Below are 12,239 nucleotides of genomic sequence, written 5' to 3' on the forward strand. Positions count from 1 at the left end.
TTTTTGTTGCCTGCCTGGCAGGGGCGCCTTCCCTCTCTCGTGAGCGGGGTGCAACTTTTCGCAACTCGGCGCTGTCTGGCGGCGGAGCGGCGCAAGCGGCTCCGTCTCTTGTGGAAAAGCCCCGAGGCGGACCCGGTTTTGCTTGGGTTTGCGCCCGTCAAACCCTATATGCTCGCCATGGCAAGCACCGAAGATAACACGCCCGCGACCGCAGCCGCCGATGCCAACGTTTCCGACAGCGGCAAGAACCAGAACAGCTACGGCGCGGATTCGATCAAGGTCCTCAAGGGACTCGACGCGGTCCGCAAGCGTCCGGGCATGTACATCGGCGACACCGACGATGGCTCGGGCCTGCACCACATGGTCTTCGAAGTTTCGGACAATGCCATCGACGAGGCACTGGCAGGTCATTGCGACCTCGTGCTGATCGAACTCAACGCCGACGGATCGGTGTCGGTGGAAGATAACGGCCGCGGCATTCCCACCGGCATCCATGCCGAGGAAGGCGTCTCGGCCGCCGAAGTCATCATGACCCAGCTTCACGCGGGCGGTAAATTCGAGAACACCTCTGACGACAACGCCTACAAGGTCTCCGGCGGCCTGCACGGCGTCGGCGTCTCGGTGGTCAACGCCCTGTCCGAATGGCTGGAACTCACGATCTGGCGCGAGGGCCAGGAACACTGGATGAAGTTCGCCCATGGCGACGCCGTGGCCCCGCTGGAAGTGCGCGGCGTGGCCCCCAAGGTCAGCGACAATCCGGACGACAACGGCTTCAAGAAGGGCACGCGCGTGACCTTCCTGGCCTCGACCGACACGTTCAAGAACGTCACCGAATTCGATTTCGACAAGCTGGAGCACCGCTACCGCGAGCTGGCCTTCCTCAATTCCGGCGTGCGCATCAAGCTGCGCGACAACCGCCATGAGGAAGCGATCGAGCACGACCTCTATTACGAGGGCGGCATCGGCGCTTTCGTGAAGTATCTCGATCGCAACAAGCAGGCGCTGATGCCCGAACCGATCGCCATCGGCGCGGACAAGGACGGCATCGGCATGGAAGTCGCTCTGGAATGGAACGATTCCTACTACGAGAACGTGCTCTGCTTCACCAACAACATCCCGCAGCGTGACGGCGGCACCCATCTTGCCGCGTTCCGCGCCGCACTGACGCGCACGCTCAACGGCTACGCAGAGCGTTCGGGCCTGCTCAAGAAGGAAAAGGTCTCGCTATCGGGCGAGGACATGCGCGAAGGCCTGACCGCGATCGTTTCGGTCAAGCTGCCCGATCCCAAGTTCTCGTCGCAGACCAAGGACAAGCTGGTCAGCTCGGAAGTGCGCCAGCCGCTCGAAGCGCTCATGGCAGACAAGATGAGCGAATGGCTGGAGGAAAACCCAGGCCACGCCAAGACCATCATCCAGAAGGTGGTCGACGCCGCCGCCGCGCGCGAAGCCGCCAAGCGCGCCCGCGAACTGACCCGGCGCAAGGGCGCGATGGACATCGCCTCCCTGCCGGGCAAGCTGGCCGACTGCCAGGAGCGCGATCCCAGCAAGTGCGAACTGTTCCTGGTCGAGGGTGATTCCGCAGGCGGCTCCGCAAAGCAGGGGCGCGACCGCAAGATCCAGGCGATCCTGCCGCTGAAGGGCAAGATCCTCAACGTCGAGCGCGCACGGTTCGACCGCATCATTTCCTCGAAGGAAGTCGGCACGCTGATCCAGGCCATGGGCACGGGCATCCGCGACGACTTCAACCTGGAAAAGCTGCGCTACCACAAGATCGTCATCATGACCGACGCCGACGTCGACGGCGCGCATATCCGTACCCTGCTGCTGACGTTCTTCCACCGCCAGATGCCCGACATCATCCGCGCCGGTCACCTCTTCATCGCCCAGCCGCCGCTCTACAAGGTCGCCAAGGGCCGCAGCGAAGTCTACCTGAAGGACAACGCCGCGCTCGACCGCTATCTGGTCGAAGCCGGGCTGGCCGGCCGCGTGCTGGAAAGCAGCGGCGGCGCGCGCATGGGTTCGGACCTCGAAGCCCTGGTCGAACATGCGATCCGCATGCGCAACATCATGGCCTTCGTTCCCCGCCGCTTCGATCCGGTCATCATCGAGGCCTTGGCGATCGCCGGTGCGCTCGCACCCGATCTTTCGGCGGCCGATCGCACGGCCGCATTGAGCCGTGCCGCCGGCTGGCTCGATCGCGGCGACCCGGAAGCGCGCTGGACCGCGCGCCTCACCGAAGCCGGCAACCTGGAGATCGAGCGTCTCTGGCGCGGCGTCACCGATCATCACAAGATCGAGGCCGGCTTCATCGCCAGTGCCGAAGCCCGCAAGCTCGCCCGCATCGCTGCTGAAAATGCCGAAGTCTACGCGGCCACCGCCCGCCTCGTGCGCGCGGGCACCGAGACGGTGGAAGTGGAAGCCGTCGAAGGCGACGAGGACGCACCCGCGACTCGCCCGGTCGCTGGCGGCGATACGATCAGCCGTCCTTCGCAGCTGCTCGATGCCGTGCTGGCCACCGGCCGCAAGGGCCTGTCCATCCAGCGCTACAAGGGCCTTGGCGAGATGAACGCCGATCAGCTTTGGGAAACCACGCTGGATCCGGAAAACCGCGCCCTGCTGCAGGTGAAGGTAGAGGACGCCGACGTCACTGACGAAATCTTCACCCGCCTGATGGGCGACGTGGTGGAACCGCGCCGCGACTTCATTCAGGAAAACGCGCTGAACGTTGCCAACCTCGACGTTTGAGCGGGCCGACAAACGGGCCTGAAATCAGGGGCATCGGGTAGGGAAACGGTTCTCGCAAAAAGAAACCGTTTTCCTACAGCCCTGCATCCGCCTTACTTGATCGGCCTTTCCCTCAAACAAGGAGAGGCCGATGTTTCATCGCAAGCCGATTTTCGACGAAGTGCGCCTTCTGCTCGGGCGCGGATTCACCTCCGGCGAAGTCGCCGCGCTCGATCGCGCCATCGACACGGCGCTCGCTCAGGACAGCGAGTCCCTGCCGGCCAGCCACACGCTCGGATCTGCCGGTCGAACCCTGATCCAAAACTGGGAAGGCTGCGCCAAACGCCGCGCCGACGGCCTGTTCGAAGCCTATCCCGATCCCGGCAGCCAGGACGGCAGGCCCTGGACGATCGGCTGGGGCTCCACCGGCGCGGACATCGGGCCGGAGACGGTCTGGACCCAGGCCCAGTGCGATGCCCGCTTCGACCGCGAAATCACCCGATACGTCCAGGAGGTCGTTGCCGCCATCGGCGATGCGGCAACTTCGCCGCATCAGTTCGATGCCCTGACGTCCTTTCACTACAACACCGGCGCCATCGCCGATGCCACGCTGACGAAGCTGCACCGCGCGGGCCGCTTTGCCGAAGCGGCGGCGCAGTTCGGGAAATGGATCTACAATGACGGCAAAGTGCTGGAAGGCCTGAAGCGGCGGCGCGCCGAAGAAGCGGCGCTCTATCTGACGCCGTGACGGGAAGACGGCCGGCCCCGGCGCCGGCCGTCAATTCGGCTGGCGCATTGTACGAAACCGGCAGCTTACCGTGTGATGGAGGGCACGCCGTCCTTGCGCGCGCCTTCGTTCACGGCGTCGCGGCTGCGGGGATTGGCGACGGCGGCGGCGATCAGGCGATCGTGCTCCACCGGCGCGATACGCTCCCACCCTGCACGGCCCAGTTTCTCCATGGGACGGAAGCGGACCTTGTATTGCATCCGCGGCGCGCCTTCGACCCAGTAGCCCAGGTAGACATAGGCCAGCCCCATCTCCGTCGCGCGCTGGATGTGGTCGAGGATGATATAAGTGCCCAGCCCCTGACGTCCTTCGTGATGCGGATCGTAGAAGCTGTAGATCATCGAAAGACCGTCGCACTGGCGGTCCGTCAGGCAGGCGCCCACCAGGCGGCCGGGTGTGATGCCGTCATCCGAGGGCTCGCGATATTCGATCACGTAGCTGGTGACCGGGGTATGCTCCACCATGTCCGCGAAATCGACTTCATCCATCGCCGTCATGCCGCCTTCCGGATGGCGGACGGCAAGATAGCGCTGAAGCAGATCGAACTGCTCGCTGGTGGACCAGGGGCGGCACACGGTGGCGACAAGGTCTGCATTGCGCTTGACCAGGCGCTTTTGCGTGCCGGAGGGCGCGAATTCCTCTGCCACGACACGCACCGAGACGCATGCATTGCAATCCAGGCAGGAGGGGCGATAGGCCACGGTCTGGCTGCGCCGGAACCCGATGCGGCCCAGCGCATCGTTGAGGGAATCGGCGTGCGGCCCCTTGAGTTCGGTAAAGACCTTCCGCTCGCTGCGACCCGGCAGATAGGGGCATGGCGCCGGGCTGGTCACGAAGAACCGGGGAAAACGAACGGGTGCCGTCACGGACGAAACTTATCCTCTAGCCTGCTGGAAGCCCACCGCGACGCCGGCGAAGTTTCCGTGTTAGCCTTGAATATGCATAGGGCTTGCGCCGGTTGAAAGCGTTTTAACCACGAAAGGAGCCCGACCCGTATCGGAATCGGGACCAACTGGGTGGCGATTTCGTCCGGTTGTCCCGGATTGGTTCTTTCTTCCGGATGAAGGTTAGCAGATTTGACGCGCGCCGTTAACGCCTGACCTGCGGCGATTCAGGCGTGTGCCCCCTACTCCTTTCAGCCCTGCACGCAAGGCCGCGCCTTATTCCCTTATAGAGGAACGGGAAGCCTTGCGGTGCAGACCCGAATCGGCCCCCGAATCCGGCCCGAACGGGAGGCCGGTCGAAACCGCCCGCCCGCTGCCGGTCCGCATCCCTGTCGATCTGCATTCCTGCCGAGTCGCCCCGGCGGCAGAGTACGGTCTATTCGGTTTCGACCTGCTTCACTTCGTAGCCTTCGCGCCGCAGCGCGGCCACGAGGGCATCGAGTTGGTCCTTGTCGCGCGCCTCGCACTCGATCTCGGTGACCAGGCCCTTGGCCGGCAAGTGCGTGAAGATGCGCTGGTGGAAGACTTCGATGATGTTCACGTTGTGCTCGTGGAACACCTTGGCGACCTTGAACAGCGCGCCGGCGCGGTCCTGCAGGCCGATGCGCAGGCGGGCAAGGCGGCCGGAACGGGCCAGATCGCGCAAGAGCACGTTAGCCAGCAGACGCGTGTCGATATTGCCGCCCGAAAGCACGATGCCGACCTTGCGGCCCGCGAACAGCTCGCGATTCGCCATGACCGCGGCCAGGCCGGTGGCGCCCGCGCCCTCGACAAGCGTCTTTTCGATCTGCAGCAGCAGCGCGAGCGCGCTTTCGATGCCCGATTCGCTGACGAGCAGGAACTCGTCCAGCAAGTCGCGCAGGACCGAGGACGTGAACTGCCCCGGCGAGAATACGGCGATACCCTCTGCCAGCGTATCCCCGCCGATGGGCAGGCTGGTGCCCTTCAGCAGGTTGTACATCGAGGGATAGAGCTGCGCTTCCACGCCGACGAGGCGGATGTCCGGGTTGATCGCCCGCGCTGCCGTGCCCATGCCGGTGGCCAGCCCGCCGCCGCCGATCGGCAGGACAAGCGTGTCCAGGTCCGGCACGTCCTCCAGCATCTCCAGCGCCACGGTGCCCTGCCCCGCCGCGACGTGCGGATGGTCGAAGGGGTGGATGAAGGTCAGGCCCAGTTCCGTTTCCAGCTTGCGGGCATGAGCATAGGCCTCGTCGAAGCTTTCGCCTTCCAGCACCACCTTGCCGCCCACGCTCTCCGTCTGCATGACTTTCACGGTCGGCGTCGTGCGCGGCATGACGATGGTGACGGGCACGCCGAGCCGGGTGCCGTGATACGACAGGCCCTGCGCATGGTTGCCGGCCGAAGCGGCGATCACGCCGCGCGACTTGCGCGCCTCATCCAGGAGGAGAAGGGCATTGAGAGCGCCGCGTTCCTTGTAGGCGGCAGTGAACTGGAGGTTTTCGAACTTGAGCCAGATCTCGGCGCCCGTGATCGCGCTGAGCGTCGTGGAATAGAGCGTCGGCGTGCGGACGATCTTGCCCATAATGCGCTCCGCGGCCGCACGAATGTCTTCGGCAGTCAGCGTGGCCACTTCGGGCTCCGCAGCGATCTTGAGCAATGGCTGTTCCATGGTGGCCGCGGGTAAAGGAAAGCGTGCCGAATGGAAAGCCGCGCGATAGGAAAAATTCTCGCTTTCGATGGACGCTGTAATATTGTTGTCCAAAATCCCTTTGCCGCCGAAGCCTTCCCCCGCCGCGCTGCCCGAAGACTGCGCCGGAACGAACAGATTTCCCTGCCGCTTGCGGTTTGCTTTCGTGCAAAAAGCGCTAGAACGCTTGCCATGAGCGAAAAACGCAAGGTTTCCTTCATCGGCCTGGGTGTCATGGGCGGCGCAATCGCGCGGCATATCGCCCTGGCCGGTCACGAACTCACCATCTTCAACCGCTCTCCCGAGCGGGCACACAAGTGGTCGCAGGACAACCCCGGCCTTGCCCATCGCATCGCCGCGAACCCGGCCCACGCCGCGCAGGATGCCGATGTGGTCATCACCTGCGTCGGCAATGACGACGATCTTTCCGAAGTCGTGCTCGGCCCCAACGGCGTGTTCCGCATGCTGAAGAAGGGCGGCGTCTTCATCGACCACACGACCGTTTCCGCCCGTATCGCCCGCCAGATTTCGGTCGAGGCGCGGGATCTTCGCATCCACTGCGTCGATGCGCCGATGACGGGATCGCAGATCGGTGCCGAGAAAGGCACGCTCACCCTGATGTGCGGCGGCCGCGACGAGGCGATAGAGGCGGCTCATCCGGTGATGGAGGCCTATTCCACCCGCATCGTCCATGTCGGCAAGGCCGGCTCCGGCCAGATCGCCAAGATGGCCAACCAGATCTGCATCGCCGGCAATGTCGCCGCGCTGGCGGAAGCGGTGCGCTTCGCCCAGGCCTCGCACCTCGACATGGACAAAGTCTACGAGGCGATCTCGGGCGGCGCTGCCCAGTCCTGGCAGATGGACAACCGCTGGCAGACGATGAACGAAGACAAGTTCGACTTCGGCTTCGCGATCGACTGGATGCGCAAGGATCTGGGCCTCAGCCTGGACGAAGGGCGCGGCCTTGGCGTCTCGCTGCCCGTAGCCGCGCTGATCGACCAGTTCTTCGCGGACATCCAGGCACAAGGCGGCGGCCGCCTCGACACCAGCGCCATCATCAAGCGCCTCCCCAAGAAGGGTATCAAGTGAATTCCAAAACCGGCGCAGCCCTGGCGCTGCTGCTTGCTTCCACCGCCATCGCGGCAAGTCCCGCGCTGGCGCCCGCCGCTCTGGCCGATGTGCTGGTCGACAATGTCGAGGGCGTGACGGGTGACGGCAAGGGCGGCGTCGAACGCTTCGAAGGCTTCCTGATCGACCGGGACGGCCGGATCGCCGAAGTCTATCGCCATGGGGACAAGCGCCCGAAGAAGGTCGACTACCAGGTGGACGGCAAGGGCCGCCACGTCGTGCCCGGCATGATCGACGCGCATGGGCATGTCATGGCCACCGGCTTTGCGAAGATGACGCTGGACCTGACGATGGCCAAGTCGCTTGACGAGGCCCTCGCGCGCATCACCGCCTGGGCCGCCGCCCATCCCGACGCGCCCTGGATCCTGGGCAGCGGCTGGAACCAGGCGCAGTGGGGACTCGACCGCATGCCCACCGCCGCCGAACTGGACCGGGCGACGGGCGGCAAGCCCGCCTGGCTGGTCCGCGTCGACGGCCATGCCGGCTGGGCGAATTCGGCCGCCATCTCCGCTGCCGGGGTCACTGCCGCCACCGCCGTGCCGCAAGGCGGCGAGATTCTGCGCCTGAGCGGCGGCAAGCAGCCCGCCGGCGTCTTCGTGGACGGCGCCATGGCGCTGATCGAATCGAAGATGCCCAGGCCCCGTCCGGAAGATCGCGACACCGCGCTCGGCGAAGCGCAGCTCGCGCTGCTGGCGCAAGGCGTCACCGCCATTGCCGACATGGGCACCTCGATCGACGACTGGCAGGCCATGCGCCGCGCCGCCGACGCCAGCCGCCTGCGTATCCGCATCGTCACGTATGCCGACGGCGTGGACAACATGGCGCTGATCGGCGGCCCTCGCCCTACGCCGTGGCTCTATGACGATCATCTCAAGATGAACGGCGTGAAGCTCTATCTCGACGGCGCGCTTGGATCGCGCGGCGCCTGGCTCAAGGCGCCTTACGCCGATGCGCCGGAGAGCAAGGGCCTGCCGCGCATGAACGAGACGCAGCTGGGCAACCTGATGAGCCGCGCGGCCATGGATAATTTCCAGGTCGCCGTCCACGCCATCGGCGATCAGGCGAATGCCACCGTGCTCGCCTCGATCGAGGACCTTTCGGCCACTTACAAGGGCGATCGGCGCTGGCGCGTCGAGCATGCCCAGATCGTGGATCCGGCAGACATTCCCCGCTTCGGCAAGTTCGGCACGATCGCCTCGATGCAGCCACAGCACGAAGCGTCGGACCGCACCATGGCCGAAGCGCGCCTCGGCCCGGCGCGTCTGGCCGGGGCCTATGCCTGGAAGTCGATCGCGGCCACCGGCGCGACGCTCGCCTTCGGGTCGGACACTCCCGTCGAACCGTCCCAGCCTTTCGTCGGCCTTGCGGTCGCCATCTCCCGCCAGGGTGCGGACGGCCAGCCGTTCAACGGATGGCAGCCGCAGGAGGCCGTGAGCCGCGAACTCGCGCTCAATGCCTACACCACGGGCGCCGCCTATGCGATGTTCGCGGAAGACCGTCTCGGGCGGATCGCCAAGGGCTACCGGGCGGACTTCCTCTTCGTGGATGCCGATCCCATGCTGGCAACGCCGGAACAACTGCGCGCCACCAAGGTCATGGAGACCTGGATCGGCGGCCAGATGGCCTGGTCCGCGGCAAAGGACCGGGTGATTCCGGCCAAGGACACGCCCGGCCGCTGAGAAGTCGGCCGCTGGAGGTTTGAGAGCTGGAGGTTCGGAGGGCGAGACCGGCGCGAGCCGGCTTGTCCCTTGGCACGCCTAAGCCCACCTTACAGTCCGACAGCGCGCGCTGCGCGGAACGACGCCCGATCAGCCGCGAAGCCGGAACGGTATCCCAGATGTCAGGGCGCCCGAAGCACCCGCCCGCTCAGACGGCGGGGGTGCTGCCTTCGACCGGGGCAGGAACATCGTCCTCCGCAGCCTTGTCGCGCGCGTCGCGCTTCTCGGTGAACCACATGAACACCAGCGTTCCTTCGTAGAGCGCCAGCAGCGGCACCGCGAGAAGGAGCTGCGAAACGACGTCGGGCGGCGTGGCGACGGCAGCGATGATGAAGATGCCGACGATGGCATAGCGGCGCGCGCCAACGCACTGCGCGCGGGTGATGATGCCCGCGCGGTTGAGCAGCATCAGCAGCACCGGCAGCAGGAAGCTGATGCCGAAAGCCAGGATGAACTGCATGACCAGCGCGAGATAGTCGCCGGTGCCGGGCAGGGCTTCCAGCTTGAGCCCGCCCTTCTGACCCTCGAAACCGAGGAAGAAGTGGAACGCCGTAGGCATGACGACGTAGTAGGCCAGGGCCGCGCCCATGGTGAAGAGGATCGGCGTCGCCACGAGGAACGGCAGGAACGCCTTCTTTTCCTTGGCGTAGAGGCCCGGCGCCACGAAAGCCCAGATCTGGTTGGCGATCACCGGGAAGCTGACGAAGAACGCCGCGAACAGGGCGATCTTCACTTCCACGAAGAAGGCTTCATAGAGCTTGGTATAGATCAACCGGCCCTGGCCGGGCGGGAAAGCCTCAGTCAGCGGGCGGACCAGAAACGAAAAGATGTCGCCCGAGAAGTAGAAGCAGATGCCAAATGCGACCGCAAAGGCCAGGAAGGCCCGAAGCAGGCGGGCGCGCAGCTCGACAAGGTGTTCGAGCAGCGGGGCCTGCGAATCGTCGATATCGGATATGCGGAATGGCTGCATGGCGCGCTTCTATCAGGGGGGCGGCGGGGGGAGGTGGAATTCGGCCTGCCCGCCGGGAGCGGCTGCCTCGGGCTTGCCCGCGTTTTCCGGCTTGCCGGGACTTTGGGCCGTGGCATTGCCGGTCGCCTGCCCCGTTTCAGCGCCCGCCTCTCCGCCCGCGACCGGCGCGTCTTCGGCCAGCTGCGGGATAGAGGGAGACGTGCCGGTGGGGGCCTGCATCTGGTTCATGTCCGGCAGAACGGGATTGGCCTTCATGATGGCCTCGTTCTGCTCCCGCCATTTGCGCTCCATCTCCTCCAGCTCGGCTTCGCGCACCATGGCGTCGATGCCCGAGCGGAAATGACCGGAGATCTTGCGCATCTTGCCGATCCATCGCCCAGCCGTGCGCATCGCCATCGGCATGTCCTTGGGACCGATGACGACGACCGCCACGATGACGATCATCAACAGCTCGGAAGCACCTACGTCGAACATAGCGCGCGCGGGTCCGTCAGGCGCTTAGGACTGCTCGGTCTTGTTCTCGGCCTTGGCCGGAGTGACCGAGGGGGCTACCGGGGCATCGCCCTGCTGGGCGGTGATCTGCGGGGCGGGCGCGGGAGTGGACTTGTTCTCCTCCTCGTTCATGCCCTGCTTGAAGCTCTTGATGCCCTTGCCGAAGTCACCCATGATTTCCGACACGCGGCCGCGTCCGAACAGCACGAGCACGATCACCAGGACGATCATCCAGTGCCAGATCGAGAAGCTACCCATAACCTCAACTCCAAAAACCGTGCGATCGATTCCGACCGCATAGAGCCCATCTAGGCACTTTCCCGCCAAGTTGCCAGCCTGTCATTATTCTGACCGGCGCCGGTAGCCTAACCGTCATCTTCTCCGAAAAGGTCGCGCTCGTCGAGGTCTTCCGCCGTGTCCTCGGCCGTTTCCTCGTCTTCGCCGGGAACCTTGCCGGGGCGCAGGCCGGTCTGGATCATGTCGTCATCCACAGGATCGAGCAGGCCGGCCGCGCGAAGTTCTTCCAGTCCCGGCAATTCCTTCAACGAGCCGAGCCCGAAATGCGCCAGGAAATCGGGCGTGGTGGCGTAGATCACCGGGCGCCCGGGTACCTCGCGGCGGCCCGCGACACGCACCCAGCCCGCCTCCATCAGCACGTCGAGCGTACCCTTGGCGGTCTGCACCCCGCGGATCGCCTCGATCTCGGCGCGGCTGACCGGCTCGTGATACGCAACGATCGCCAGGACTTCGGTGGCCGCGCGCGAGAGCCGGCGCAAGTCCTCCTTCTCGCGGCGCAGCAGATGCGCAAGGTCGGGCGCCGTCTCGAAGTGCCAGCGCTTGCCGCGCTCCACCAGCAGCACCCCGCGCGCGCGATAATGCCGCTCCAGCTCGGCAAGCGCCGGGCGCACGTCGGCCTGTCCGAGGTGGTTCGAGATCTGCTCGACCGTCATCGGCTGCTCGGCAGCGAAAAGCGTCGCCTCCACGGCGCGGACGAGGTCGTCGGTCGGTTCGGTCATTATTTGCATGCCTTGAGGCGAAGCGGCCCGAAAGTCTGCTCCTGCGCGATCTCGGCCCGGCCGGTGCGCGCCAGTTCCAGCGCGGCGACGAAGCTGGATGCCAGGGCGGAGCGGCGCAATTGCGGATTGGCCCAGGTGTCGCTGGCGGGCGGCAGGAAATCGCGCAAGTCCATCCAGTCCAGCGAGACGCCGAGCATCGAGGAGACGCGGGCGATGGCGCTGTCGAGCGTCATGACCATGCGTTCGCGGACCATGTGGACCACCGGCTGGCTGCGGACTTTCACGTCCCCATAAGCGCGCACGAGATCGTACCACGAGCACTGCCAGGCCGACTTGCGCTCGACCCGCAGGCCCTCTGGCGCGCCGCGCAGGAACACGTCGCGGCCCAGCCGGTTTCGGCCCATCAGCCGCGCCGCGGCCTCTCGCATGGCACCAAGGCGCTGCAGGCGCAGTTGCAGGCGCAAGGCCAGTTCTTCGGGGCTGGGGTCGGCCTGCTCGTCCTTCGGCAGCAGCAAAGCGGACTTCAGGTAGGCGAGCCAGGCCGCCATCACCAGGTAGTCCGCCGCGAGTTCGAGACGCAGCGCCTCGGCCTGCTCGATATAATCGAGATAGGCCGCGACCAGCTCCAGGATGGAAATCCGCCGAAGGTCCACCTTCTGCCGCCGCGCGAGGTCCAGCAGCAGGTCCAGCGGGCCTTCCCAGCCGTCGATTTCCAGATAGAGCGCTTCMTTGCGGGCCTCGGCCCGGTCCTCGCCGTCCCAGCCGGCATCGGCGCCGGGCAGGCCGAAAGGAAGCTCGGCAGGCGCGTTCAT

11 protein-coding genes are annotated in these 12,239 nt (G+C 65.6%); 4 read left to right on the forward strand and 7 right to left on the reverse strand.

What is annotated here, in order from left to right; translation table 11 throughout:
- The first annotated feature begins 177 nt into the window (after positions 1-177).
- Together gyrB and AB4Z00_RS14610 are read left to right on the forward strand one after the other, a co-directional pair.
- Positions 178-2,745: a DNA topoisomerase (ATP-hydrolyzing) subunit B gene (gene gyrB / locus AB4Z00_RS14605; protein ID WP_314468205.1), complete on the forward strand. Its 2,568-nt coding sequence runs from the start codon at positions 178-180 to the stop codon at positions 2,743-2,745.
- Positions 2,746-2,875: 130 nt separating this feature from the next.
- Positions 2,876-3,472 (forward strand): lysozyme, encoded by a 597-nt coding sequence (locus tag AB4Z00_RS14610; RefSeq protein ID WP_442046394.1) that lies wholly within the window; start codon positions 2,876-2,878, stop codon positions 3,470-3,472.
- 65 nt (positions 3,473-3,537) lie between these two features.
- Here AB4Z00_RS14610 and AB4Z00_RS14615 read toward each other — a convergent pair whose 3' ends face one another.
- Complete coding sequence (locus AB4Z00_RS14615; protein ID WP_442046395.1) at positions 3,538-4,377, reverse strand: arginyltransferase; 840 nt, start codon at positions 4,375-4,377, stop codon at positions 3,538-3,540.
- Between the two features lie 454 nt (positions 4,378-4,831).
- Positions 4,832-6,085: a threonine ammonia-lyase gene (locus AB4Z00_RS14620; protein WP_132268162.1), complete on the reverse strand. Its 1,254-nt coding sequence runs from the start codon at positions 6,083-6,085 to the stop codon at positions 4,832-4,834.
- Positions 6,086-6,295: 210 nt separating this feature from the next.
- Here AB4Z00_RS14620 and AB4Z00_RS14625 point away from each other — a divergent pair, with 210 nt between their 5' ends.
- Together AB4Z00_RS14625 and AB4Z00_RS14630 are read left to right on the forward strand one after the other, a co-directional pair.
- Entirely contained in the window at positions 6,296-7,192 is an 897-nt protein-coding gene (locus AB4Z00_RS14625; protein ID WP_132268160.1) for an NAD(P)-dependent oxidoreductase, read from the forward strand.
- Positions 7,193-7,218: 26 nt separating this feature from the next.
- The gene (locus AB4Z00_RS14630; RefSeq protein ID WP_442046516.1) at positions 7,219-8,910 is read left to right on the forward strand and encodes an amidohydrolase; all 1,692 of its coding nucleotides are present in this window, start codon (positions 7,219-7,221) and stop codon (positions 8,908-8,910) included.
- A 187-nt stretch (positions 8,911-9,097) separates the two neighbouring features.
- Here the strand turns inward: AB4Z00_RS14630 and tatC are convergent, their stop codons facing one another.
- The 5 genes from tatC to AB4Z00_RS14655 form a co-directional block, all read right to left on the reverse strand.
- On the reverse strand, positions 9,098-9,919 hold the full coding sequence (gene tatC / locus AB4Z00_RS14635) for a twin-arginine translocase subunit TatC (protein ID WP_132268158.1): 822 nt from the start codon (positions 9,917-9,919) through the stop codon (positions 9,098-9,100).
- A 12-nt stretch (positions 9,920-9,931) separates the two neighbouring features.
- The gene (tatB, locus tag AB4Z00_RS14640; RefSeq protein ID WP_314468212.1) at positions 9,932-10,393 is read right to left on the reverse strand and encodes a Sec-independent protein translocase protein TatB; all 462 of its coding nucleotides are present in this window, start codon (positions 10,391-10,393) and stop codon (positions 9,932-9,934) included.
- 24 nt (positions 10,394-10,417) lie between these two features.
- A complete protein-coding gene (locus AB4Z00_RS14645) occupies positions 10,418-10,669 on the reverse strand; it encodes a twin-arginine translocase TatA/TatE family subunit (protein ID WP_132268154.1) in 252 nt (83 codons plus the stop codon).
- Positions 10,670-10,776: 107 nt separating this feature from the next.
- The gene (gene scpB / locus AB4Z00_RS14650; RefSeq protein WP_442046396.1) at positions 10,777-11,427 is read right to left on the reverse strand and encodes an SMC-Scp complex subunit ScpB; all 651 of its coding nucleotides are present in this window, start codon (positions 11,425-11,427) and stop codon (positions 10,777-10,779) included.
- Entirely contained in the window at positions 11,427-12,239 is an 813-nt protein-coding gene (locus tag AB4Z00_RS14655; RefSeq protein WP_442046397.1) for a segregation and condensation protein A, read from the reverse strand. Before AB4Z00_RS14655 ends, scpB begins: the two co-directional genes overlap by 1 nt.

This window comes from Novosphingobium sp. YAF33 (assembly GCF_052113265.1).
Taxonomy (GTDB): Bacteria; Pseudomonadota; Alphaproteobacteria; order Sphingomonadales; family Sphingomonadaceae; genus Novosphingobium.

Excerpts from the sequence above, each read along its gene's own strand:
- AB4Z00_RS14645 (WP_132268154.1), bottom strand. The coding sequence starts at position 10,669 with ATGGGTAGCTTCTCGATCTGGCACTGGATGATCGTCCTGGTGATCGTG.
- AB4Z00_RS14625 (WP_132268160.1), top strand. The coding sequence starts at position 6,296 with ATGAGCGAAAAACGCAAGGTTTCCTTCATCGGCCTGGGTGTCATGGGC.
- tatB (WP_314468212.1), bottom strand. The coding sequence starts at position 10,393 with ATGTTCGACGTAGGTGCTTCCGAGCTGTTGATGATCGTCATCGTGGCG.
- AB4Z00_RS14610 (WP_442046394.1), top strand. The coding sequence starts at position 2,876 with ATGTTTCATCGCAAGCCGATTTTCGACGAAGTGCGCCTTCTGCTCGGG.
- scpB (WP_442046396.1), bottom strand. The coding sequence starts at position 11,427 with ATGACCGAACCGACCGACGACCTCGTCCGCGCCGTGGAGGCGACGCTT.
- tatC (WP_132268158.1), bottom strand. The coding sequence starts at position 9,919 with ATGCAGCCATTCCGCATATCCGATATCGACGATTCGCAGGCCCCGCTG.
- AB4Z00_RS14620 (WP_132268162.1), bottom strand. The coding sequence starts at position 6,085 with ATGGAACAGCCATTGCTCAAGATCGCTGCGGAGCCCGAAGTGGCCACG.
- gyrB (WP_314468205.1), top strand. The coding sequence starts at position 178 with ATGGCAAGCACCGAAGATAACACGCCCGCGACCGCAGCCGCCGATGCC.